Here is a 23,107-nt window from a genome sequence, read left to right on the forward strand (position 1 = left end):
CTCCAAGTGCGGGCTCGATGAGGCAGGTCTGACCGTAGAACGGCCGCGCTTCGCTCTTGTTCCCGAAACGAGCTTCACAAAGACAGGCATCGAGCCACTCGCAGGCTTACGTCGCTCGCCGGCCATCGTTACTTCCTCTGCGGCATCAACCCGCGTTCTAGACGTTTTGCCGGGGTTCGAACTTCGCGGTGACCATCTCGCTCTCCTTCGAGACGAGCCTGGCGGGCAAGAAGTTGATCCAGCCTTCGTTCGGCAGCAGGCACATTGGCGCGCATCACTGTATCGCGTAGCTTTCGCGCAATGCGATTCTGTCCCGCTTATCCCCCGTTGACAGCAGGAAAAACCACCTCCTACCTCTCCTGGATCGGCCGACGGCTTGCTAGGAAGAGCGTGAAAACCCGCGTCGGAGCGACTGCCCCCGCAACGTCTGGGCGTTCAAGCACCACCGCACGCGTGTTTCACCGACGATGCCAAAGGTGGTTTCGATAGAGCCAACGGATAAAGCGGCGCATGCGGTTGCCGGCAGCACAAAGATCTGCCCGGAACGGCAATGGCCGAGCAGTCGAGCGGCAGCTACCGACTAAAGGACAAGCGCGCTTGTCCTGTTCTCGATCAGGCGAACGAGGTTCAGTGCCGTCATCTCCGAGGATTTCGGATTGGTTGCGAGCGGGCGGTTCTGAAGGCGGATTTCGAGTGTGCCGAAGGCGCCGCGGGCGATAATGCTGTGCGTGTTTTCCACTGCTTTGGGATCGGCGACGAGCTGCACACGCGTATGTTCCATACCGATGCCGGCAAGGGAGATGGTCGCCGCCACATTGGCATTTTGCGGAAAGGCCGTCGCCGCCTCAGCGGCCGATCCTGCAAAGAAAGCTTCCGCTTCCTGAAGTTCGCCTAGGCGACAGCACTCTTCGGCGGGCGTCCCAAACCAGGCCCTCGCGGGCTTGGTGATGATGTGCTCCACGCTGTCCAGACCCAACCGTGAGGCCGCCGAGAGCGCATCGATGCCGCCGAGCGCGCCCGGCGGTATGATAAGCTTGCAACCGTTCCGCCGCGCAAGTTCCACGAGTTCGTCGAGCACGGTGGCATCCACCAGGGCCGAGGTCGAGGACACCGCGAAATCCATGCCCGCCGCCAATGCCGCCCGGGCGAAGGGCTGGACGCTTTCGCGGCTCGCCGCCTCGACGACCAACGTCGCGCCGGTCGCCGTCAGCGCTTCTGGACCGGCAACATGAACCGCCCCTTCCGGCATGGTCGCTTCGATTTCCCTGGGATCGCGCACGGCGATCCCGACAATCCGGGCGTTCGCGGCCCGCGCCTTAAGAAGTGCTGCCACCCGCTGTCCGATGGCGCCCCAGCCCACGAGGCAGATGGCTTCGACTTTCGACATGACGATCCTTTGCTGGTTGGCTGCCGGGTTCAGAGCGTCACCCAGCCCTCGGGCGGGGTCTTGCCGGGGTGCACGGTTCCGCATTTCGGGCACGTGCGCAGCTTTTCGTCCGCGTAGAAGGCCTGATAGATCGGCGGCAGATCGTCGACGATGGATTCGAGGTCTACCTCCGCGCGGTGCACAAGCTCCGTGCATTCGAAGCAGTACCATTCGACAGCGTCGAGCAGGCCCTCAGGCCGCGTGGGCTCGATCACAAGGCCGATCGATCCCTCCATCGGCCGCTGCGGCGAGTGGCGCACATGCGGCGGCAGCAGGAAGATGTCGCCCTCCCGGATCGGCACGTCGTAGAATTCCTTGCCGTCATAGAGCTTCAGCACCATGTCGCCCTTTAGCTGGTAGAAGAACTCCTCGACGGGATCGTCGTGATAGTCGGTGCGCTTGTTGGGGCCACCGACTATCGTCACCATGAGGTCGGCGTCTTTCCAGATCTGTTGGTTGCCGACCGGCGGCTTCAGCAGGTGCTTGTGCTCGTCGATCCACTTTTGCAGATTGAACGCCTTGAGCTTCGTCATCGATATTCCTCCCTGTCCCGTTCAGCGCAGTTTCAGGCCGCATTCCTCGAAGGCGGCTCTGGTCAGTCTCTTTTCCGCATCCGTCAGCTCCAGCAGTGGCTGGCGGACGGCTCCCCCCACTTGGCCAAGCAGTTCCTGCCAGTACTTCTGGTGCGCATGGGGCTTTTCCGCGGGCTTGGACTTGCGGAAGGCGTCACGCACCCCTTGCAGGCTCGCGCTGACGGCGCGGCTCTCCTCGGCCTTTCCGGCAAAGGCGAGTGCTGTGTACTCGGCCATGCGCCGGTCGGCCTTGGTCTGGAGCGTGTAGGGTGGCGACGAGCAGAGATAAAGCTGCCAACCGAGTTCCAAGACGTTATCCAGCCATTCCTCTTCCGAAGCGGTCGAGACGAGGATGCGGTCGCCGGCGAGCGCCGTCAGCGCCTTGTACATGGCGCGCGGCACCGAATACTTGATCGCTACCACCGTCTCGATGTCGGCAAGCCGGTTGCACAGTTCCGGGCTCATCAGATAGCCGCTGTCGGGATGCGACCACAGCGCCATGCCGATATCCACCTTTGAGGCGATGGCCTCATAGTAGCGCAGCAGCGTTTCGTCCTGCTGCTTGAAGAAATGCAGGATCGGCGCATGCACGACGATGTAGTCGGCGCCGCAGGCCTGCGCATGACGGGCAAGATCGATCACCACATCCATGTTCTGGTCGGAGCAGGACATGATCGTCTGCGCCCGTCCTCCGGCCGCTTCCACCGATAGATCGAACATCCGCTTGCGCTCGTCGACCGACATGGAGAAGAACTCACCCTGCTTGCCGGCAATGAAGAGGCCGTCGATACCGAGATCGGAAATCCAATGCTCGACATTGCGGCGGTAGCCCTCTTCGTCGATGGCGCCATCGGCCGTAAACGGCGTGTTCGCCGCCGCCCAGATGCCGCGCATCGTGGCACGGGAATGGGCCTTTGCATCTTTACGCTGGTATTTCATGACGCTCCCTGTCGCATGTCCGTCCGGTGGCGCGTGAAGCAACCGCTCCGGTCTCTCTCGGCGCATTTAGCGCAGGATTTTTTTATTCATTAAGACACATAGTCTGTATATATTCATGCCGAAATCAGTATGGATCCCGCGATGCTCAATCTCCGTCAGATCAAGTGTTTTCAGGCCGTGGTCGAACTCGGCAACTTCTCCCGCGCCGCCGAACGCTTGCGCACCAGCCAGGCCGGCATCTCGCATGCGATCCGCGACCTCGAGGCGCTGCTCGGCGCGCGGCTCTTCGACCGCACGACCCGACGCGTCGAACTGACCGAGGCCGGTCGGGTCTTTGCGGCGGCCGCGCTGCCCGGCCTTGCGGAAATCGAGCGCGCCGTCGATGCGGTGCACGATCTCGGGCAACTGAGAACGGGCCTGGTGCGCATCGCCGCCCCGCCCTTCCTTGGCGCAACCGTGCTGCCGCGCCTGCTGCAGGAAGTCGCTCAAAGCCATCCGAACCTCAAACTCAGGATCGAGGACGTCGTGACGGACATGATCGCGCCCCGGGTGCGCAGTGGCCTCTGCGACCTCGGCGTCGGCACCTTTGCCAGCGACGAGGACGGCCTTGAGATCCAACGCGTGCTGCGCGACCAGCTGATGGTTTTTGCGCCCGAGGGCCACGCCATCTGCACGAAGGCCGAAGTGGCCTGGTCCGCGCTTTCCGACCAACCGATCATCACGCTGACGCGCGAAAGCAATATCCGTCTTCTGACCGAGGTCGGCTTCGAAAGCGCCGGCGTGCCACTGCGCCCTTCTCTCGAAGTGCACCAGATCAACACGGCCCTTTCGCTCGTCGAGCGGGAGGCGGGGGTTGCCATCCTGCCGACCTATGCCTTTACCGGCCTCAACGGTCGGAAGATCTCAGCCCGCCCGTTGGTCGAGCCGTCGATTGCCCGCGATGTCTCTGTCATCACGGCGCGCGAACGCACGCCCTCCCCCGCGACGCTCGCGGTGCGCACACTGCTGCGCAAGGTGCTGCGCGACATGGTCCCGGTTGTCGGCTGATGGAACGCAAGAAGGCCGAAACCACCCAGACAGCGGTTTCGGCCTGATCATCCATTCATTGCGGCGCGCGATGCCGTCAGGCGGTGCGCAGCGAGACGTTCTTGACGACGGTGTAGTGATGCAGGCCCTCCGCGCCACCCTCGCGGCCAAGGCCGCTTTCCTTGACGCCACCGAACGGCGTTTCGGCGACGGAGGCCTCGAGCGTGTTGATCGAAAGATTGCCGGCCTCGATGCCCTGCATCAGGCGGTCGATGTTGGCGGCCGAGTTGGTGAAGCCATAGGCGGCAAGACCAAACGGAAGCGCATTCGCTTTCGTAAGCGCTTCGTCGATCGAGGCAACCGGATTGATCAGCGCGAGCGGGCCGAAGGGCTCTTCGCTGAGCGCGCGGGCATCATCCGGCAGATCGGCAATCGCGGTCGGCGCGAAGAAGTAGCCCTTGCCGTCCAGACGTCCGCCGCCGCACAGGATGCGGGCGCCCTTTGCGCGTGCATCGTCGACAAGCTCCTGGAGGGCAGCGATGCGGCGATCGTTGGCCACCGGGCCCATCTGCGTCCCTGCGTCGAGGCCGTCACCGACCTTGATCGAACGCGCCTTCTCCACGAAGGCGTCGGTGAAGCGCCTGTAGAGCGTTTCGTGCACGAAGAAGCGCGTCGGCGAGGTGCAGACCTGGCCGGAATTGCGATACTTGCGGGTGGCGCAGGCAATGCCGGCCGCAACCGGATCGGCATCCTCGCAGACGATGACGGGCGCGTGGCCGCCAAGTTCCATCAGCGCCGGTTTCATCACTTGCGAAGCGAGCGTCGTCAGGTGCTTTCCGATGACGGTCGAGCCGGTGAAGGCGACCATGCGGATCCGGTCCTGAGGGATGAGATAGCCTGAGATTTCGGCGGGGTGGCCGAAGACGAGGTTGAGCACACCGGCAGGAAGGCCTGCATCGTGGAACGCCCGCGCTATGTGCACGACGCCCGTTGGCGTCTCCTCGGACGCCTTCATGATGATGGAGCAGCCGGCCGCAAGTGCGCCGCCGATCTTGCGGGCGGGCTGGCTCATCGGGAAGTTCCAGGGCGAGAACGCCGCGACCGGGCCGATCGGTTCCTGCAGCACGATGTAGCGGATGCCCGGCGCGCTCGGGATAACCCGGCCGTAGAGACGCACGCATTCGCCGGCGTCCCATTCGAAGAATTCGCAACCGCGAATGACCTCGGACCGCGCCTCGGAAAGCGGCTTGCCGTTTTCGAGCGTGATCGAACGCGCGATCTCCTCTGAGCGCTCGCGCATAAGCTGGGCCGCCTTCAGGATGATCGCCGCGCGGGCAGCCGGCGATTTCCGGCTCCAGACCTGAAAGCCCTGCCAGGCAGCGTCTGTTGCATCGGCGAGATCCGTCTCGCGGGCGACCGCCACCTTGCCGATGACATCCTCATTGGCGGGGTTGATGACGGCGAGCGCCTCAGAGGTCGCCCTCCATTTGCCGCCGATATAGAGCTGAGCATGCGTATCCTGAGCCATGAGATTGCCTTTTCGCCATTCCTTCAGAGGCTGCGCCTTCCTGTTCCGGTAATGGATGCAATCAGCGGTCTAATATAACAATCCACATAGGTTGAATGAATTGATATCGAGATGTGATAAGTCTCGAGCCAGCACAAACGAAAAAAAGCGCCTTCCCGGACAGAGAAAGCGCTTTTCCATTTTTCACAAGCGATCGCGATCAGGTCACGGCGCTACGGACAGCAAAGCGGGCGTCGCGCCAAGCGCCAGTCTCCATCACGTCATGCAGCACGTCCACGGCGTTCCACACATCCTTAAAACTCGTATAGAGCGGTGTGAAACCGAAACGGATGGTGGCCGGGGCGCGGAAGTCACCGATGACGCCCCGCTCGATCAGAGCCTGCATGATTTCATAGGCCCCCTCGTGCTCGAAGGAGACCTGGCTGCCGCGCACCGTGCCGTCGCTTGGACCGACCAGCTTCAGGCCATGCGCGCCGCAACGCGCTTCGACGAGCTTTATGAAGAGGTCGGTGAGTGCGATGCTCTTCCGGCGGATGGCCGTCATGTCCACTTCATCCCAAAGATCGAGCGCGGCCGAAAGCGTGCGCAGCGACAGGATTGGCTGCGTGCCGGAGAGGAAGCGCAAGATGCCCGCGCCGCCGTCGTAATTGCGCTCGAAAGCGAATGGACGGGCGTGGCCCCACCAGCCACTGAGCGGTTGGCTGGCCTTTTCCTGATGGCGCCTGGCGACATAGATAAAGGCTGGCGCACCGGGGCCACCATTCAGATACTTGTAGGTGCAACCGACGGCGAAATCGACGTTGCAGCGATCGAGTTCCACCGGCAGCGCACCGGCCGAATGGCAGAGATCCCAGACGACGAGCGCACCCACATCGTGCGCGCGCTTGGTCAGCGCCGCCATATCGCGCAGAGCGCCGGTCTTGTAGTTGACGTGATTGACGAGCACCACGGCGACGCTCTCGTCGATCACGTCTTCGATCCGCGGGCCATCGACGCCCTCAAGCCGCAGGACGGTACCGGGCCGCGTCGCAATCACGCCCTCAGCCATGTAAAGATCGGTCGGGAAGCTCTCGCTTTCCGCGACAATGACCTTGCGCTCCGCATTGAGGCCGAGTGCGGCGTGCAGCGCCTTGTAGACATTGGCCGAGGTGTGGTCGGTCACGGCCGTCTGGCCGGGTGCTGCGCCAATGAGGCGGCCGACGCGGTCGCCGAGCGTCAGCGGCAGGGCGAACCAGCCAGCCGTGTTCCAGCTGCGAATGAGGTCGCGGCCCCATTCGAGTTTCGCGGCCTTCTCGATTTCGGCATAGGAGGCAAAGAGCGCCGCGCCGAGCGAATTGCCGTCGAGATAGGTGACGCCTTCGGGCAAATCAAAGCGCTTCTTGAAGGCCGCGAGCGGGTCGTCGCGGTCGAGCGCCTCGACAGCATGGATATCGATGTTCATGGGGCAGTCCTTCTATTCACGGACGGTTTCGCGGGCCGGCATGGGGCCGCGGGCGCGCTTGAGGGTTGGGAGCGCCAGCATGGCGAGCACGAAGAGGCCGGTGGCAAGTTTCAGGTCGGTCGGCGGCATGCCGGCGGCAAGGCAGAGCGAGACAAGCTGGTAGTAGACGATGGCTCCGACGAAGGGTGCCGCAAGCTGGCGCCGGATCGTCTGCTTGCCGACAATGGCTTCGCCGATCATCAGCGCCGCAAGACCGTTGATCAGCGTACCGATGCCCATGTTGACGTCCGCAAACCCCTGCGACTGCACCATGAGCGCGCCGCTGGTGGCCGAGAAGGCACCGGCTAGACCGACCCCGCCGATGGTGAAGGCCCAGATGCTGATCCCCTGCGCTTCCGCCATATCCGGGTTGGAGCCGACGGCGCGCATGGCCGTTCCGCGTTCGGTCCGGAAATAGAGGTTCAAAAGGCAATAGACGGCAATGCCGAGCAGTCCTGCAACGACGATCTTCGCGACCGGGAAACCCGGCTCGGCAAAGGGTACGCCATCGAAAATGGTTGGCGTGCCGTACACCGAGAGGTTGGACTTGCCCATCAGCCGCAGATTGATCGAGTAGAGCATCGTCATCATCAGAATGCCGGCAAGCAGCGTGTGGATGCGGAAGCGCAGATGCACGAAGGCCGTGCAGCTACCCGCCAGGAAGCCTGCGGCCATCGCAACGAGGATCGCCAGCCAACCGGGTGCGCCACCGGCGAGCGACAGCGCGCAGACGCAGCCGCCGAGCGGGAATGCGCCCTCGCTCGTCAGGTCCGGAAAATTCAGTGTGCGGAACGGCAGCATGATGCCGAGAACGATGAAGGAAAGGATGAGGCTCTGCGCCAGCGTGACCGGGACGAGCGTGATGAAGTTCGAAAATATCGTAGAAACCGTTTCCATGTCCGTCTCAGCTTGCGAGCAGCATCCGGTCGGTCTTCATGCCGAAGTGACCGATGAGTTTCGGGATCGTGACCTCGGCCTTTTCCGCGCCGGTGATCTCGAGCCGGATCTGGCCGGCATCGAGCATCACCACGCTATGGCCGAAATCGACAGCGTGCTGCATGTTGTGCGTCACCATCAGGGTGGTGAGATTGAAGGCTTCGACCGCGCGTACCGTCGCCTGCATGACGATGTCAGCCGTGCGGGGATCGAGGGCTGCGGTGTGCTCGTCGAGGAGCAGCAGATCCGGCTGGTCGCAGGTCGCCATGATCAGCGAAAGCGATTGGCGCTGGCCGCCGGAGAGCAGTTCGACGCGCGTGTCCAGCCGATTTTCCAGCCCAAGGTTCAGCGCCGCGAGGCGTTCGCGGTAGCTCGCGAGCCGCCTGGCATTGAGGCCTCGGCCAAGGCCGAGTTTCTTGCCGCGCAATTCGGCAAGCAGCATGTTTTCCGCAACCGTCATCGAGGCGGCGGTGCCTTTCATCGGATCCTGGAAGACCCGGGCCACCCGTGTCGCACGTTTGTGCACGGGCAGTGCCGTCACATCGTCGCCGTTGATGAGGATCTTGCCTGAATCGAGCATGAGCGCGCCGGAAATGGCATTGAGCATGCTGCTCTTGCCGGCGCCGTTCGATCCGATGACGATGGCGAAGTTGCCGGTCGGAAGCGTCAGGCTGAGATCGTTGAGGGCGATCTTCTCGTCGGGCTGCCCCTTGTAGAAGACCTTTCGTGCAGATCGGATTTCGAGCATCCGTTCCTCCTCTGAGCAATTCCGTAGAGGCCGCCTCCGCAGCCTTGCTTCCGGAATTCATGTAAATACGAATGGACAGGGCGCGCGGGGCGCGCTCATGGACGGCGGCGTCGTGGCCGCCGCCGTTGCTGGCGTCGGATTACTCGACGATGCAGTTGCAGTCGGCGAGCGAATCCGGGATCTCGACGCCGAAGGCGGCCATCGCCTTCTTCGAGATCAGTGCCTGGTGGTCCTCATAGGCAGGGAAAACAGGAGCAATGGACTTCGGGTCCTTGCCCTTCAAGAGTTCAGCCGCAATCTTGCCGGCATTCTTGCCGACCTGCTCGTAGTTGACGGCAAAGCTTGCCGGCACGAAACCCTCCTGTACGGCAGTATCGACGGCATTGACGACCGGGATGCCCGCCTGGCGCGCGGCCGACGCGACCGCCGCGATCGCCGGCTGGATCATGTTGGAGGTCGGGCCATAGATGACGTCGACCTTACCGGAGAGCGAGGTGATGCGCTGCTGGATGTCGTTGAGGTTGTCGACGCCGACTTCGACGACTTCAAAGCCCTGCTCAGGCGCAATTTTGCGCACCGCTTCAAGCAGCGCAACGTCGTTGGCTTCGCCCGGATTGTAAGGCAGACCGAGGCGCTTGGCGTTCGGCAGAAGCTTCTTGGTAAACGCGAGCACGGCCGCCATGTCCTGGCTGTCGGTCGCCCCAGTGATGCCGTCGTCGCCGCTTTCCTTGGACGGGACGAGCTTGGCGGCGACCGGATCGGTCACGGCCGTGAAGATCACCGGGATGCCGGAGCCTGCGAGCGCCTTCTTGGCGATCTGCGAAACCGGGGTGGTGACGGTGTAGACGAGCTTTGGCTGTTCGGCCTGCAGCTTGGCGATCATCTGCGGCACCAGCGAGGCGTCGAAATTGGTGTGGCTCTCCGTGTAGACGACGTCCTTGCCCTCGACGAAGCCGTTTTCGGCGAGCGCCGCCTTGAAGCCGGCGATGGCGGCGTTGAGCGGTGGGTGTTCGCCGAAATTGGCGATGCCGATGCGGATCGGATCGGCAGCCGCCGAACCGATGCCGGCAAGCACCAGGCCCGCCGCCATCAGGCCTGTGATGAGTTTCGATTTTGTGTTGGCCATGGGTTCCTCCTCCAGCTGTCGCAGTGACAGCACGAGCGATGAGGAAGCGCAGCCCAACGGCAAAGTCAACGATATAGTATACAATTATAGCAATTGGCGATTATCATATATTATTCTCGCATATATGATTACCGAACATTCGGGCGGTGAATTTTGGAGGTGCCTTTGGTCGACGAGCAGGAAAACAGCACAAAAACAGAGGCCGCCTACAGGATTTTGCGAAACGAGATCCTCATGGCCCGCCTGCAACCGGGGGCGCCGTTGCGGCCCGACCTTCTGAGCAAGACCTATGATGTCGGGCGGACGCCTCTTCGAGAGGCGCTGTCGCGGCTGGAGGCCGAGCGGCTGGTGGTGGCGATCTCCAACCGCGGCTTCACCGTCGCACCCGTGTCGCGCAAGGGGCTGGAGGATCTGACAAAAGCCCGCGCAGTCGTCGAAATCCCTCTGTTGCTGGAAGCCATGGAGCGCGGCGGCTCGGAATGGGAATCGGCGATCGTCACGGCGCACTACCGTCTGTCTCGCTGCAAGACGATCGTCGAGGATTCTTCCGACCTTGCCGTGGATACCTGGATGGAACGGCACGAGGCATTTCACGCCGCCCTCTTGAGCGCTGCGCAATCGAGTTGGCTGATGCACTTCCGCTCGACCATCTCCGACCAGCTCCAACGCCACTACCGGTTCCTCGCCTTCGCCCCTGTTCTGCGCGCGGCGCACGGAGAGACGACCGGCTACGCGGAGGCCATGGCCGCGCTGCATAAGGCGCAATCCATCGGTCCGCACACCGAGCTGATGGAGGCCGTACTCGACCGCAACGCCGAACGCGCTCGGATCCTGATGGACGAGCATTTCGGCTATCCGCTCGAAGTCTACGCCGTCGAGGAAGGGGAAGTTGCGTCATCTGCATCCCGCAAACCATCAACACGCCCGGGAACTCATAAGAAATCCGCATGAATTAATGCTGATTAAGGCGATTGTTATGGGGAAAGCGACCCTGTTTCATGGCGCCTAAGCAAACGGAAGCGGCGTGATTTGCGCGGGCATGAGGAGGCCTTCGCGATCAACTGACACGACGAAAGAAGAATTCGGAACGCGACACAGGGGTGTGTTCGCCGCCGAGCTGTCGTTTGCTTGCGCCGCTGCCAGCCTTGGACGCGTCCGTTCACCGATATTCCAGGAGGAGACCAACATGCCGAGAAGGCTGATCATCACGTGCTCAATTTTGTGTCTGGCCGCGGGCACTGCGCTTGCCGCGGGTTGGGAAAAGGAAGTACCGACGGAGATCAACATCCAGGATCCCCACCTCAAGCGCTGGTCGGAACTGACCTACGACAAGCAGCCGCCGGCGCTGACGCCGGGCAAGGACTACGGCATGGATCCGGCGACGGGCAAGTTCAACGCGCCGCGCGCCACAGCACTCGGCGCATCGCCGAACTTCCCCGGCCAGCTCACCCATTGGGACGACAAAACCTACAAGAGCAACGTCGAGGAAATCGCCTTCTACCCGCACATCACGTCGCCCTGGCATGCCTGGCCCGACGTCGCGGATTTTGACGGCAAGCGCTACATGTACCTGCATGACCGCGACTACATGCGCGTGCTCGACATCACCGACCCGGCCAAGGCCAAGGTCGTCTATTCCAAGGGCGGCGTCTGGGGACAGGACGGTTCAAGCGAAGACTGGGACGCCAAGACGGTCCAGGACTATTTCGGCGGTATGACGATTGCCTGGAGTGAAAAGCTCCAGAAAAACGTCGTCGTAGCCTCCTACGAGATCGGCCGCTTCGGCATTCTCGACAACAAGCGCACCCAGCCCGACATCGTCGAGACGCTACGCCACTACAATTCGCTCAAGGGCTTCAAGGTCTACGAGATGAACGGGCCGCTGCCGAGTGACTGGACGCTGATCGCCACCCGCACGACCGACATCAACAACCCGGACGCGCCCATCGGCAAGCAGCAGGGCTCCGGTTCGCTCGACGCACCCGCCTGGTTTGGCGGCAAGTACATGTACCTCTCGTCGGCGCCCGACGACAGCTACGCATTGACCGAGTATCCGGACTACCTGCATTCGCCGGGCTACCAGGCTTGGGACATGACGGACCCGGCCAATCCTCTTTTCGTCAGCCAGGTCACCGTTCCCGGACAGGTCGTCGGCGACAAGGCAAGCGAGGACGCCTACCTGATGAACCCGCGCGCCGGCAACCGCACGTCTTGGATGGGCTCGCGCATGCCGCTGTTCCTGCCGAAGCCGGTGGAAAAAGGTGGCAAGATCGGCTTCGGCGCGATGGGCGGCCTCGGCTTCTACACCTTCGATCTCACCAATCCCGGCACGCCGGAAATGATGGGTCATCTGAGCATCCCGCCAAGCTTTGCCGGTACCGAATTCGACAATGCCGATACCAGCCAGTACGAGCGCACCGGCTATGTCTTTGCCAACGGCTACCCGATGAACTCCAACTGCTACGAGCCCTACAAGGACGTGCTGGTCATCGACGCCAAGGATCCGAAGGACCCGAAGGTCGTCGCCACCTTCCCGCGTCCGACACCCCCGGCAGAGGCCGAATTCACCGACTATTGCCAGCGGCGCGGCAGCTTCGGTCCGAAGCGTTCCGGCACGACCCACCAGCCGGGTCACAGCCGCGACGGCATCCTGCCCTATGCCTTCTACAATGCCGGCCTGCAGATCTTCGACGTCAAGGACCCGAAGGATCCGAAGATCGCCGGCTACTACGTGCCGCGCTTCCCCAAGCCTGAGGAAATGCCCGAATACACCTATGAAAACGCCAGCTTCGCGGTCTTTACCGAATACGACCGCAACATCATCTGGCTGATCAGCATCGACGGCATCCGCGCCCTGAAGACGCCGCTTCTCGGTGAACCGAAAACCGGCCTTGCCGGCGAAGTCTGGCCGCCGCGCGGGTAACCCCCGACTGGCCGGTATCGCAAACGATACCGGCCCTTTTTTCTCTCATTCCATACAGACCCGCTCAGCACCCGCTTGTCCCGCACGCCACGGACGGAGCCGGCGAAGCTTTGCCAATTTTCAAGAACCGACAAGGGAACGAACTCGATATGTACAAACCAACCAGTGCTACGGCACTTCTCCTCCTGAAAGGTGCCGCAGCGGCGCTCTGCCTGATGGCCGCCACCCAAGCGGCAACGGCTGCAGACGCGGAACCGGTCGAATATGTCCGCGTCTGCGATGCCTATGGCAACGGTTTCTTCTATGTTCCGGGCACCGAAACCTGCCTGAAGATCAGCGGCTACCTGCGCCACGAGGTTGCGGCCGGCGACGATGTCTACTGGGGCGGCTCGCTCGATGGCTTGCCCGGCAAGGCGCGGGCGACACTGCGCTTCGACGCTCGCAATGAAACCGAGTTCGGTACGCTGCGCTCCTATCTGGAGACGCGCTTCGAGCACAAGGCATCTGGCGAGCGCATCTACATTTCGGAAGCGCTTATCGAGCTTGCCGGCTTCTCGGTCGGCATCGCCGATTCGCTCTTTGCCAACTGGACCTGGGGTGCCGGCAACGTCATCTACGACGACGTCATTTACTACTCGGGCGACCGCACGATGCAGGCGAGCTATACCCACGACTTCGGCAACGGCTTTTCCGCCATGGTGGGCGCAGAGGAAGGCAATGGCTCCTGGGAACTGGAGGCGGTCGACGCGTCCGGCGTGGCAAGCCGCGAGTGGTTTGACCTACGGGCCGACAGCATTCCCCACCTCCTCGGCGGGGTGAAATACGAAGCGGACCGGATGACGCTTTTCGGCATGGCGGCCTATGACACGCGCTATGATGCCTGGGCCTTCAAGGCGCGCGTCAACCTCGACGTCACCGACGCGTTCTCCCTGTTCGTCATGGCTGCCTACCAATCCGACCCGAGCCGGCCGAATTATTATGGAAGCTGGTACGGCGAATGGGCGATGTGGGGCGGCTTCTCCGCCAAGATCAGCGAGAAGGCGACGATAAACACGCAGATCGACTTCGAAGAGGACGGTACCTGGAACGCGGCGCTCAACGTTGCATACGAGGTCGTGCCGGGCTTCAAGATCACGCCGGAACTCGACTACACCGCTTTTCGCGGGTTTCGCGGACACGAGGACGCCTTCGGTGGTGTCGTGCGCTTCCAAAGAAACTTTTAAGCTTCGCGTTGAGGAACCGGCGGCGACCTTGCTGCCGGTTTTTATCCGGCTGCAGCAACGATGCGGGCTGCCCTTGCCAGAGAAACCTTCGCGCTGTGCAACTCCCTGAACGGAATCGAACCCCGCCACCAGTTGTTTCAAAGCTTACGAGTATCTCACCACTCCAAGATGAGCATTCCAGGCGGCGACTGCTCGCGGCCAGAGTCCGTTCGCACGCGGCTTGACCGGTTGAAGGGTCGTGCGCCAAAGGATTTCAGCATAGGGCATGCCATCGGCCGGGAACCGGGCGCGAACTTTCCCTAGCAACGGAAAGAATTACCATCGCTAGGCTGTCAGCCTTTTGGCAGCCCCTCTGGCCTCAGGTACTTTCGTAGCGCTGCAATGCGAAAAATCGCGTTGGCGGCTCCGTAGCCGCGATAGCCCCGTCTTTCGACGATCTCGAAGAAGAAACCTTCGCCAAAGGTCGGGCTGTAGAGCTGGTAATACTCGCCGTCCTCGTCGCGGTCATAGAGGATGTTTTCGGACTTCAGCCTTTCGACGAGTTGAACGTCGAGACCGAAGCGCGCTTCAACGTCATTGTAGTAGTTCGGCGAAATCGGTAGCGCCTTGAAACCATTGGCGCGCAACGCCTGCGCGGTCGAAAAAATGTCATCGGTGGCAAAGGCCAGATGCTGGACGCCGGAACCGAAGGTTTCGGCGATGAACCGGCCGGCCAGCGTGTTGCGATTTTCCGCGCCGTTCAGTGTCAGGCGCAACGTGCCGGCGTCATTTTCCACGACCTGGCTGCGAACGATGCCTGCTGGATCGACGATGTCGATCATCGGCGTCTTATGAGCATCGAGTAGCGATGTGTAGAAGAGCAGCCAGGTTAGCATTTCCTCATATTTTACGGTCTGAGCGATGTGATCGATGGAGCATAATCCGGCCGCGATGACAGAGCCGCCGTCGCGCACTGGCTCAAACTCGACCTCCCAGATCTTGGAGAGCTCGGATTTGTCGTCCAGAAAATAGATGAGCCCTCCGCCCACGCCGTGGATCGCCGGAACCACGAGCTCGCCTGGACCAACCGGCTGCTCGAATGGTTCTGCCCCAAGCACCCGTGCCCTTTCTACCGTCGCCGCAGCATCATCCACCATGAGGCCGAAGGCATAGGCGGACGTGCCGTGAACGAGATAGCAAGCGCTGGCAAAGCCTTCGCGCTCGGTGTTGACCACCAAATTGATGGCGCCCTGGCGATAGACCACCACTTGTTTCGTCCGATGTTGTGCTGTTTTCGTGAATCCGACTGAAACGAGCAACGCTTCGAGTTCGCCTGCTTCCTCTTCCGAGGCACTGAACTCCACGAACGCTACACCTCTCACGTCGACGCGAGGGGGCATTATGGGGACCGGCAAACGAGTATCCGGTTCGGCGCGCTTGACCTGATCCCCGAGATAAATCAGCGAGCGATATCCATCGACAGCGATCGCACTGGGGTTGCCTCCACGAAATTGGTCGTTGAAGATTTCGAGCGATAGATAGCCGTCATATCCAGTTGCCGCCACCGCGCGGGTAAAGTCTGTCACTGGGAGATCGCCCTCGCCCGGCATATTGCGGAAGTGCCGGCTCCAATACAGCAGATCCATGTCGATCAGCGGGGCGTCGGCCAACTGGACTATGAAGATCTTCTCCTTCGGGATGGAGCGGATCGAGTTGATCTCGATCTTGCGCGACAGCGTATGAAAGCTGTCGAGAATCAGCCCGATACTCGGGTGATCGGCGCGCCGGACGATTTCCCAGGCGTCTCGATGATCGCTGATATGACGTCCCCAGGCGAGCGCTTCGTAACCGACGCGCAAGCCCCGCTTTGCGGCCCTTTCGCCTAGTTCGCTAAAGTCCGCGGCCGCCCTGTCAATGCCACCAACGGCAGCCGGCGAGACATTGGAACAGACAAGGACGAGGTCGGTGCCGAGCTCCTCCATCAAGTCGAACTTGCGCTCGGCACGGTCGAACGTTCGGGCTCTCAACGGCTCCGGCATGCCCTCAAAATCCCGGAACGGCTGAAACAGACTGATCTCCAAACCGAAATCTCGCACCATGCGGCCAACCTGACGCGGGCTCTCGTCAAAGGCGAGGAAATCGTTCTCGAAGATTTCGACACCGGCAAAGCCCGCCTTGGCGATGGCACGCAGCTTGTCCTTGAGGTCGCCGCTGAGCGAAACCGTTGCTATCGAGGTCTTCATCACTTGCTCCTCGGTGGAATTTTCGGGAATCAGCCGGTCATTGCCTTGAAATGGGCAAGCATCCGCGTTGTGTCGGGCTCAAGACCTGTAAACAGGCGAAAAGCGCCAACTGCCTGGAATACCGCCATTCCTCCACCGTCGAGCGTGCGGCATCCGCGTCGCCTCGCTTCTGAAAGCAGCGGCGTTTCGAGCGGGAAATAGACGATCTCGGCGACCCAGTGCCGCGGATCGAGAAGTTCGGCGTCAAGCGGCATCCCGGGATAGTTCGCCATGCCGGTCGGCGTGGCGTGAATCAACCCGGATGCCGATCGCATCGCAACAGAAAGGTCCGTACCGGCGGTGATGTCGGCTTCTGGAAACAAGGCGGTCAGCATCGCGGCAAGCAATCGCGCCCGTTCCGGCTCGCGATCGAAAACGATGAGACGCTTCAGGCCAAACGAAAGCGCGGCATAGGCTGTTGCGACGCCCGCACCTCCTGCTCCCAGTTGCACGCCCGAGGAAAGATCTGCATCGGGCAATCCGCGCCTGAAGCCTTCCGCAAAGCCCCACCAATCGGTGTTGTGGCCATATCGTCGCCCTCCTGTGAGCACGACCGTGTTGACGGCACCGAGCCTGTGTGCGTCTGGCGAGAGTTCATCGAGATGGGCAATGACCGCCTGCTTGCACGGATGGGTTATGTTGAGGCCGGCAAACCCCTGCCTCTCAGCGTCGGCGAGCAGCCGCGGCAGATCATTTTCCGTCGCACCAATTTCGGAAAGATCGATAAGCTCATAAGCATAGCGGAGTCCCTGAGCTGCACCTTCGGCCATGTGCATGGCGGGCGTCAACGAGGCCTGGATGCCTGCACCGATCAGGCCCGCCTTCAAGGGTCTTACAAGCGTTTCGGACATTGTTTCCGTTTCCATCTTCTGAGCCCGTTGCAAAGGGCAGCCAGCCTGCGGCCCGCCGCGACTTTGCGGGCGGGCCGAAGTATTCGCGCGGTTACTGGCCCCGCGCGGCACCTATCTCCTTGAACAACAACTGCACGGTGTCAGCGCCGATCTCGGCGCTAAACTTCTCGATCACCGGCTTGACGGCGTCGCGCAGCTTCTGCGTCTCCTCGGGACTGAATTCGCTGACCTCCATGCCTGTCTTGCGGATTTCCTCAAGGGCTGCGGTATCCGCCTCGCGCGAGACCTTGCGCTGATAGTCGCGGGCCTCGGTCGCGGCCGCCTGCAGGACGGTCTTTTCCTCGTCGTTCAGGCCATCCCAGAATTTCCTGCTGACGAGCACGATCTGCGGATTGTACTGGTGACGGGTCAGCGTCATGTATTTCTGCACTTCGTAGAATTTGGCATTCAGGATGTTTGCCGCCGGGTTCTCCTGCCCATCAACCGTCCCAGTCTCAAGCGCGGTGTAGAGTTCCGTATAAGGCAGCGGCACGGCATTCGCGCCGAGCGTGTTGAAGAGTTCGATCGGGATCGGAGATTGGATGGTGCGGATCTTCAGACCTTTGATGTCTTCAAGCTTGGTCACTGCATGGCGATTGTTCGTGAGATTGCGGAAGCCGAGTTCCCAGTATCCAAGTCCGACTAGGCCGGTATCGGGCAAAAGCTTGCTGAGGCTCTCGCCAAAGGGGCCATCCATCACCTTGTCCGCCTCCTCGCCACTATTGAAGAGGAAAGGAAGGTCGACGGCACCGAATTGCTTGACGTTGTTGGCAAGAATACCGGCGTTCAACACGGTCATCTCGATAACGCCGCCCTGGAGAGCGGAGACGGTCTGCACGTCACCACCAAGCGTGCCGCCGGGGAACAGCTTCACCTCGATCTTGCCGCCACTCTTTTCATTCACGAGCTCGGCGAACTTCTCCATGCCCGTCACTTGGGGGTGACCCTTGTTGTTGGCTGACGCGAACTTGATGGTCTGGTCGCGTATCTCTGCAAGCGTTGGCGCTGCTGCAAACAAAACGATCGGCAGGGCGACGCCCAGTGCCATTTTTGTAAATCGGTTCAACATGTTATCCTCCCAGATTGAGCCGGTAATCCCGCCGGCCTGTTGAAGCGCAATAAAAAGTTGCCGTCAGTGCCCGAACCAGGAGACCGGTACGGTCACCAGTTCTGGGAACAGGACGAGCAGGAAAAGGACGATCAGTTCGGCAATGAGGAAGGGCCACACGCCCTTCATCAGGTCCTCCATCGTCAGTTTCGAGACGCCGCAGATAACGTTGAGAACGGTGCCCACTGGCGGGGTGATCAGGCCGATCGAATTGTTGATGATAAACAGCACGCCGAAATAGACCGGGTCGATCCCCGCTTGCTTGATGATCGGCATCAGAACCGGCGTCATGACGAGGATCGTCGGTGTCATGTCCATCGCTGTCCCGACGACAACGATCAGGACCATGATTGCGATGAGCAGAAGGGTCTGGTTGTCCATCAGCGGTTCGACAAGCGCGGCAAGCGCACCGGGGACGTCTGCAACCGTAATCAGCCAGGCGGAAACGGCAGCGCAGGCAACCAGGAACATCACGACGGATGTAATTTTCGCGGCCGCTACGAAGACATGGAAGAGCTGGCCCGGCGTCAGCTCGCGGTAGATGACCATCGAGACGAACAGGGCGTAGACCGCCGCAACAACGCCGGCTTCGGTTGGCGTGAAAACACCAAACTTCAGACCAACGATGATGATCACCGGCAACAGAAGCGCCCAGACACTGTCGAGCAGCGCTCCAAGCCGCACGCGGGCGCTTTGTCTTGGCGGGAGCTCGAACTGCTCCTTGCGAGCGACGATAAGCCAAGTGATGCAAAGGGCCGCGGCGATCATCAAACCCGGGAAAATGCCCGCAAGAAAGAGCTTGGTGATCGAGACGCCGCCAACCACACCATAGAGGATGAAGCCGATCGACGGCGGAATGATAGGCCCGATGATCGATGCAGAGGCAAGCAGCCCTCCGGCGCGCGCCGGATCATGACCGCTCTTCAGCATCATCGGCAGAAGCAGCGCGCCGAGGGCCGCCGCGTCGGCGACAGCTGAACCAGAGAGGCTGGAAAGAATGCAGGCGGCAAAGATCGCCACGAAGCCGAGGCCGCCGCGGATGTGACCGACCATGGCCATCGCCAGGGCGACGATGCGGCGGGAAAGCCCGCCGGTGTTCATGACCTCGCCTGCAAGCAGGAAGAAGGGCACGGCCATCAACGGAAAGCTGTCGGCGCCGTTCAAGACGTTTTGGGCGACGATCTGTGCATCGAAGAGCCCGAGAAAGAGCATCAGGGCGACGCCGCTGATGATCAGCGCAAATGCAATCGGCACGCCGAGCGCCATGGGGCCGAGAAGTGCGCCAAGGAAGATGGTGACCGTCATCGGCTCGTCCTCAGCGTTTGACGGGCAGCGGCCCGAGCGTGGCCGTGGGGTGTGGGTCAAGCGCCACTTCGTCTTCGCTGTCGCGCACCAGTTCCGCCGTCGTCACGTCGATGCGTCCGGTCGCGATGGCGAAAGCGTCGGCAAGCAGGATGAGGAATGCGGGTACCCCAAAGGCGAGACCGGCCCCATAGAAGAAGCCCATGGAAAGCCCAGTCGCAGGCGCGCCGACATGCAGGTTGATGAGCGTCTGCGTCCAGCTGCCGCTGATCATCAGCCAGGTAGCGTAGAGCATCAACACATGGCCAAGAAGCACCGCGACCTTCGCGGCGGCCGGCGGCAGTCGTTTGATGAGCGTATCAACGCCGAGATGCCCGTGTTCGCGCAAGGCAACCACGGCGCCAAGAAACGTGAGCCAGACGAAGAAGATGCGTGATAGCTCCTCAGAGACCGTGATGCCCTGATTGAACGCATAGCGCAAAACGACGTTGCCGAAGACGAGGACGACCATGCCGGCAAGCAGCAAGGCAATCGCCACCTTCAGCGCGAAGAAATAGAAATCGATAATGCGGATCATGCGCTCCTCCCAAAGCGGAGTGCCGTCTTGGCGCCCGCGCATCACATTGGCGTCACGGGGCGGCGTCAGGGCACCGGTGCGAACACATCCTCCTCAAGTCGTCTTCGCCACTACAAAATGTACGAACTAGTACGTATGTCAAGCAGACTCTCTTGAAAGACCCCCGTAACCTCAATATGAATCTCACGGGAGGCGGTGTGGCGAGCCTCTGCGCTCGCCCGTTTCGATTTGGTTTCATTGGAAAATTTCGGCGAGTGCCGGGGGAGTGATGAAAAAGAATGGCGGGGCGGGTTGAGGCAAGTCGGAAGAACGATCCGGAACGCACCAAGGAAGACATCCTTGTCGTCGCCACGGAAGAGTTCTCGACGCACGGCCTTGCGGGCGGACGCGTTGACGCGATCGCAGAACGGACCCGAACCTCCAAGCGCATGATCTATTACTATTTCGGGGGCAAGGAGGGACTTTACCTGTCCGTGCTTGAGCGCGCCTATCGCAAGATCCGCACGCTCGAGGAGGACCTGAAGCTTTCAAGCCTTGCCCCGGAAGAGGCGTTGCGTACGCTAATTTCCAGCACATTCGACCACGACGAGGCCAATCCCGACTTTGTGCGATTGGTCAGCATCGAAAACATCCACCACGCAGCGCATATGCTGCGGTCGGAAGCGATCCGTGATCTGAATGTCTCGGTCATCGAAACGATCGCGGGCATTCTGGAACGCGGTATCGCTGAGGGTGCATTCAAGCGAAAGGCCGACCCGATAGATGTGCATATGCTGATCAGTGCCTTCTGCTTCTTCCGGGTTTCGAACCGATATACATTCGGAACTATCTTTCGCAGGGACCTTTCCGAATCGGCCACGATCGGCCGCCATCGCCGAATGATCGCCGACGCCGTGATCAGCTACCTCCAGACGGAGGAAGGGGCAGCGAACCCCATATCCTAGGGCTATCGCGCATGGGATGGGAAGCACTCAGGCAATGGGGTGTTAATGCCAGAACGCTGCCGATCTCAACGACGTGCAGCCCAGACCTCGATAGGCCTCGTCGGCAAGCGCTTGGCTGACGCACGTCACCGTCCACCGTTGGCTTGACGTTGTCGATGAGAGTGTGTCAGCTTTCCCGTCAGGAGGGCGCTCGATGTCGACGTCGCTGTCGCATATTCGTGAGATAGAACGAGTCGCCTCCGGGGCCGCGAGCCCACGCGACGAGCCCGTCGTCCAATCCTGGCTTCGCTGCCTCAATGATTACAAGCTGGATCCGACGATCGCGCAGGAAGCCTATATCGTTCCGGGATCGAAGCTGCGCGAGCATCGCGAACAGGCGGAAGAACTGATCCGCATCGGGCGTTCCGGGCTTGAAGGGCTGTTCAACCAAGTCGCCGAACAGAACTATGTCCTGTTGCTGTCCGATGCCCGCGGCGTCACCGTCGATTTCATGGGGGATCCGACCTTCGACAATCAGCTGCGCAAGGCGGGCCTCTATCTCGGCTCGGAGTGGTCTGAGAGCCGGGCGGGCACCTGTGCCGTCGGGGCGTGCATCGTCTCCGGCCAGCCGGTCATCATCCATCAGGACGACCATTTCGACGCGAGCCATATCGGGCTGACCTGTACGGCGGCGCCGGTCTTCGACACGCTCGGCGATCTGACCGCCGTGCTCGACATCTCCCAGCTCCGGTCGCCCACTGCCAAGGCAAGCCAGCAGCTGGCGCTGCATCTGGTATCCGCCACTGCGCGGCGGATCGAGCTTGCCAACCTCATGACCCGCACCCGCAACGACTGGGTCCTGCGGCTTGCCCGCTCCCCGGAATTCCTGGATGTCGACCCGGACGCCGCCATCGCCCTCGACGGCAGCGGCCGCATCACCGGTATGACCCATGGTGGCTTCGGCGCACTCGCCCGCTCGATGAACATCCGCGGCCTCCAGACACGCAATTTCCTCGGCCTTCCGCTCTCGGAGGTGTTCGATATCGACGTGGACGATTTGCCCAACTTCATGCGCGGTCGTCCGAACGGCGAACGCTTGCTGAGAGCCAAGAGCGGCCTAGTCCTATTCGCCAGCGCCATCGCGCCCGTCGTCAGCCTGCGCACGCCCGCCGCGCCCGAAGCGCGCCTCCCCCGGGCCCTGCGCGATCTCAGCCAGGGCGACGCGACAATGGAACGGGTGCAGACCCGCGCGGCAAAATTGGCCACACGCCGCATCCCAATTCTCATTCAAGGGGAGACGGGCAGCGGCAAGGAGTATCTTGCTCGCGCGATCCATGACAGCTGCGGCGACAATGGCAATTTCGTCGCCGTAAATTGCGCAGCCATTCCCGAACATCTCATCGAATCCGAACTGTTCGGCTACGCACCCGGTGCATTCACGGGCGCCAGCCAGAAAGGTAAGCGCGGCCTGATCGAGGATGCGGACGGTGGCACCCTGTTCCTCGACGAGATCGGCGACATGCCGTTCACGCTGCAAAGCCGGCTGTTGCGCGTGCTCTCGGAAAATGAGATTCAGCCGATTGGGGCGCTGAAGGCCCGGCCAATCCGCCTGCGCGTCGTCTCCGCCTCCCACCGCGATCTGGCGGAACTGGTTAAGCAGGGCCGTTTCCGGGAAGACCTCTATTACCGCCTGAACGCCGCAACGCTCTCGCTCCCCGCCTTGCGAGAGCGTCAGGATCTTAGCTGGCTGATCGATCAATTACGCGCTCGTGTCGAGAAGGAGAACCACGAGTCCTACCGCATCGACAAGACGGCTCGGGCGGCCTTGCTCGCGCATGAATGGCCCGGAAATCTGCGTGAGCTTTCCAATGTTCTGCGCGTGGCCGCGGCCCTTTCCGAAAATGGTCTCATCGATAGCGAGTGCCTGCCGGAACATCTCTTCTCCGAAGCCATCCACTCGTTGCCCGGCGAGGATGATGCGTTACGCCAGGCACTCAGGGACTGCGGCGACAACGTTTCGGCGCTTGCGAGAAAGCTCGGCGTCAACCGTTCCACGATCCACCGCCGTCTGAAGCGGCTCAACTGACGCAACGCCTGCAACACCTGTTGCACCCGGACT

The 23,107-nt window shown here is 61.6% G+C and carries 19 protein-coding genes; 6 read left to right on the forward strand and 13 right to left on the reverse strand.

Annotated features, from left to right (window positions below; all coding sequences use genetic code 11):
* Positions 1 to 580: 580 nt before the first annotated feature.
* Genes AC3WVQ_RS32970 through AC3WVQ_RS32980 form a run of 3 tightly spaced genes read right to left on the reverse strand, consistent with a single transcriptional unit; the run spans position 581 to position 2,937 of the window.
* Positions 581 to 1,387, reverse strand: coding sequence for an aspartate dehydrogenase (locus tag AC3WVQ_RS32970; protein ID WP_060517961.1), 807 nt, complete (start codon positions 1,385 to 1,387; stop codon positions 581 to 583).
* Positions 1,388 to 1,416: 29 nt separating this feature from the next.
* Complete coding sequence (locus AC3WVQ_RS32975) at positions 1,417 to 1,959, reverse strand: 3-hydroxyanthranilate 3,4-dioxygenase (protein WP_060530138.1); 543 nt, start codon at positions 1,957 to 1,959, stop codon at positions 1,417 to 1,419.
* Between the two features lie 21 nt (positions 1,960 to 1,980).
* Entirely contained in the window at positions 1,981 to 2,937 is a 957-nt protein-coding gene (locus AC3WVQ_RS32980; RefSeq protein WP_034796473.1) for a dihydrodipicolinate synthase family protein, read from the reverse strand.
* A gap of 141 nt (positions 2,938 to 3,078) precedes the next feature.
* On the opposite strand from AC3WVQ_RS32980, the gene AC3WVQ_RS32985 reads away from it, so the two are divergent.
* Positions 3,079 to 3,984 (forward strand): LysR family transcriptional regulator, encoded by a 906-nt coding sequence (locus tag AC3WVQ_RS32985; RefSeq protein WP_060580828.1) that lies wholly within the window; start codon positions 3,079 to 3,081, stop codon positions 3,982 to 3,984.
* Positions 3,985 to 4,060: 76 nt separating this feature from the next.
* On the opposite strand, the gene AC3WVQ_RS32990 is transcribed toward AC3WVQ_RS32985, so the two are convergent.
* The 5 genes from AC3WVQ_RS32990 to AC3WVQ_RS33010 all read right to left on the reverse strand — a co-directional run bounded on the left by AC3WVQ_RS32990 (position 4,061) and on the right by AC3WVQ_RS33010 (position 9,781).
* On the reverse strand, positions 4,061 to 5,491 hold the full coding sequence (locus AC3WVQ_RS32990) for an NAD-dependent succinate-semialdehyde dehydrogenase (protein WP_192444926.1): 1,431 nt from the start codon (positions 5,489 to 5,491) through the stop codon (positions 4,061 to 4,063).
* A gap of 199 nt (positions 5,492 to 5,690) precedes the next feature.
* On the reverse strand, positions 5,691 to 6,932 hold the full coding sequence (gene kynU / locus AC3WVQ_RS32995; protein ID WP_192444928.1) for a kynureninase: 1,242 nt from the start codon (positions 6,930 to 6,932) through the stop codon (positions 5,691 to 5,693).
* A 12-nt stretch (positions 6,933 to 6,944) separates the two neighbouring features.
* Positions 6,945 to 7,868, reverse strand: coding sequence for an ABC transporter permease (locus tag AC3WVQ_RS33000; RefSeq protein WP_060517968.1), 924 nt, complete (start codon positions 7,866 to 7,868; stop codon positions 6,945 to 6,947).
* A 7-nt stretch (positions 7,869 to 7,875) separates the two neighbouring features.
* The gene (locus tag AC3WVQ_RS33005; RefSeq protein WP_034796481.1) at positions 7,876 to 8,655 is read right to left on the reverse strand and encodes an ABC transporter ATP-binding protein; all 780 of its coding nucleotides are present in this window, start codon (positions 8,653 to 8,655) and stop codon (positions 7,876 to 7,878) included.
* A 139-nt stretch (positions 8,656 to 8,794) separates the two neighbouring features.
* Complete coding sequence (locus tag AC3WVQ_RS33010) at positions 8,795 to 9,781, reverse strand: ABC transporter substrate-binding protein (RefSeq protein ID WP_192444930.1); 987 nt, start codon at positions 9,779 to 9,781, stop codon at positions 8,795 to 8,797.
* Positions 9,782 to 9,946: 165 nt separating this feature from the next.
* On the opposite strand from AC3WVQ_RS33010, the gene AC3WVQ_RS33015 reads away from it, so the two are divergent.
* The 3 genes from AC3WVQ_RS33015 (at position 9,947) to AC3WVQ_RS33025 (ending at position 13,927) form a co-directional block, all read left to right on the forward strand.
* Positions 9,947 to 10,732: a GntR family transcriptional regulator gene (locus AC3WVQ_RS33015; protein WP_192444932.1), complete on the forward strand. Its 786-nt coding sequence runs from the start codon at positions 9,947 to 9,949 to the stop codon at positions 10,730 to 10,732.
* Positions 10,733 to 10,967: 235 nt separating this feature from the next.
* The gene (locus tag AC3WVQ_RS33020) at positions 10,968 to 12,704 is read left to right on the forward strand and encodes an LVIVD repeat-containing protein (RefSeq protein ID WP_089045147.1); all 1,737 of its coding nucleotides are present in this window, start codon (positions 10,968 to 10,970) and stop codon (positions 12,702 to 12,704) included.
* Positions 12,705 to 12,853: 149 nt separating this feature from the next.
* Positions 12,854 to 13,927 (forward strand): porin, encoded by a 1,074-nt coding sequence (locus AC3WVQ_RS33025; RefSeq protein WP_112772006.1) that lies wholly within the window; start codon positions 12,854 to 12,856, stop codon positions 13,925 to 13,927.
* 332 nt (positions 13,928 to 14,259) lie between these two features.
* On the opposite strand, the gene AC3WVQ_RS33030 is transcribed toward AC3WVQ_RS33025, so the two are convergent.
* From AC3WVQ_RS33030 to AC3WVQ_RS33050, 5 genes are all read right to left on the reverse strand, one after another.
* Entirely contained in the window at positions 14,260 to 16,149 is a 1,890-nt protein-coding gene (locus tag AC3WVQ_RS33030; protein WP_492383572.1) for a bifunctional sugar phosphate isomerase/epimerase/4-hydroxyphenylpyruvate dioxygenase family protein, read from the reverse strand.
* 29 nt (positions 16,150 to 16,178) lie between these two features.
* Positions 16,179 to 17,039, reverse strand: coding sequence for a shikimate dehydrogenase (locus AC3WVQ_RS33035; RefSeq protein ID WP_168711262.1), 861 nt, complete (start codon positions 17,037 to 17,039; stop codon positions 16,179 to 16,181).
* 91 nt (positions 17,040 to 17,130) lie between these two features.
* A complete protein-coding gene (locus AC3WVQ_RS33040) occupies positions 17,131 to 18,147 on the reverse strand; it encodes a TRAP transporter substrate-binding protein (RefSeq protein WP_112975571.1) in 1,017 nt (338 codons plus the stop codon).
* 63 nt (positions 18,148 to 18,210) lie between these two features.
* A complete protein-coding gene (locus tag AC3WVQ_RS33045) occupies positions 18,211 to 19,491 on the reverse strand; it encodes a TRAP transporter large permease subunit (RefSeq protein ID WP_060517979.1) in 1,281 nt (426 codons plus the stop codon).
* Between the two features lie 10 nt (positions 19,492 to 19,501).
* On the reverse strand, positions 19,502 to 20,065 hold the full coding sequence (locus tag AC3WVQ_RS33050) for a TRAP transporter small permease (protein WP_034796497.1): 564 nt from the start codon (positions 20,063 to 20,065) through the stop codon (positions 19,502 to 19,504).
* 278 nt (positions 20,066 to 20,343) lie between these two features.
* On the opposite strand from AC3WVQ_RS33050, the gene AC3WVQ_RS33055 reads away from it, so the two are divergent.
* On the forward strand, positions 20,344 to 21,009 hold the full coding sequence (locus tag AC3WVQ_RS33055; RefSeq protein ID WP_029742882.1) for a TetR/AcrR family transcriptional regulator: 666 nt from the start codon (positions 20,344 to 20,346) through the stop codon (positions 21,007 to 21,009).
* Positions 21,010 to 21,202: 193 nt separating this feature from the next.
* Positions 21,203 to 23,074 (forward strand): sigma-54-dependent Fis family transcriptional regulator, encoded by a 1,872-nt coding sequence (locus AC3WVQ_RS33060; protein ID WP_060530147.1) that lies wholly within the window; start codon positions 21,203 to 21,205, stop codon positions 23,072 to 23,074.
* Positions 23,075 to 23,107: the final 33 nt, after the last annotated feature.

This window comes from Ensifer sp. EB106-05-01-XG146 (genome assembly GCF_058791875.1).

Bases quoted from the DNA above. Each gene is read 5' to 3' on its own strand.
- AC3WVQ_RS32970 (WP_060517961.1), bottom strand. From the start codon at position 1,387: ATGTCGAAAGTCGAAGCCATCTGCCTCGTGGGCTGGGGCGCCATCGGA.
- AC3WVQ_RS32975 (WP_060530138.1), bottom strand. From the start codon at position 1,959: ATGACGAAGCTCAAGGCGTTCAATCTGCAAAAGTGGATCGACGAGCAC.
- AC3WVQ_RS32980 (WP_034796473.1), bottom strand. From the start codon at position 2,937: ATGAAATACCAGCGTAAAGATGCAAAGGCCCATTCCCGTGCCACGATG.
- AC3WVQ_RS32985 (WP_060580828.1), top strand. From the start codon at position 3,079: ATGCTCAATCTCCGTCAGATCAAGTGTTTTCAGGCCGTGGTCGAACTC.
- AC3WVQ_RS32990 (WP_192444926.1), bottom strand. From the start codon at position 5,491: ATGGCTCAGGATACGCATGCTCAGCTCTATATCGGCGGCAAATGGAGG.
- kynU (WP_192444928.1), bottom strand. From the start codon at position 6,932: ATGAACATCGATATCCATGCTGTCGAGGCGCTCGACCGCGACGACCCG.
- AC3WVQ_RS33000 (WP_060517968.1), bottom strand. From the start codon at position 7,868: ATGGAAACGGTTTCTACGATATTTTCGAACTTCATCACGCTCGTCCCG.
- AC3WVQ_RS33005 (WP_034796481.1), bottom strand. From the start codon at position 8,655: ATGCTCGAAATCCGATCTGCACGAAAGGTCTTCTACAAGGGGCAGCCC.
- AC3WVQ_RS33010 (WP_192444930.1), bottom strand. From the start codon at position 9,781: ATGGCCAACACAAAATCGAAACTCATCACAGGCCTGATGGCGGCGGGC.
- AC3WVQ_RS33020 (WP_089045147.1), top strand. From the start codon at position 10,968: ATGCCGAGAAGGCTGATCATCACGTGCTCAATTTTGTGTCTGGCCGCG.
- AC3WVQ_RS33025 (WP_112772006.1), top strand. From the start codon at position 12,854: ATGTACAAACCAACCAGTGCTACGGCACTTCTCCTCCTGAAAGGTGCC.
- AC3WVQ_RS33030 (WP_492383572.1), bottom strand. From the start codon at position 16,149: ATGAAGACCTCGATAGCAACGGTTTCGCTCAGCGGCGACCTCAAGGAC.
- AC3WVQ_RS33035 (WP_168711262.1), bottom strand. From the start codon at position 17,039: ATGTCCGAAACGCTTGTAAGACCCTTGAAGGCGGGCCTGATCGGTGCA.
- AC3WVQ_RS33040 (WP_112975571.1), bottom strand. From the start codon at position 18,147: ATGTTGAACCGATTTACAAAAATGGCACTGGGCGTCGCCCTGCCGATC.
- AC3WVQ_RS33045 (WP_060517979.1), bottom strand. From the start codon at position 19,491: ATGACGGTCACCATCTTCCTTGGCGCACTTCTCGGCCCCATGGCGCTC.
- AC3WVQ_RS33050 (WP_034796497.1), bottom strand. From the start codon at position 20,065: ATGATCCGCATTATCGATTTCTATTTCTTCGCGCTGAAGGTGGCGATT.
- AC3WVQ_RS33055 (WP_029742882.1), top strand. From the start codon at position 20,344: ATGGCGGGGCGGGTTGAGGCAAGTCGGAAGAACGATCCGGAACGCACC.
- AC3WVQ_RS33060 (WP_060530147.1), top strand. From the start codon at position 21,203: ATGTCGACGTCGCTGTCGCATATTCGTGAGATAGAACGAGTCGCCTCC.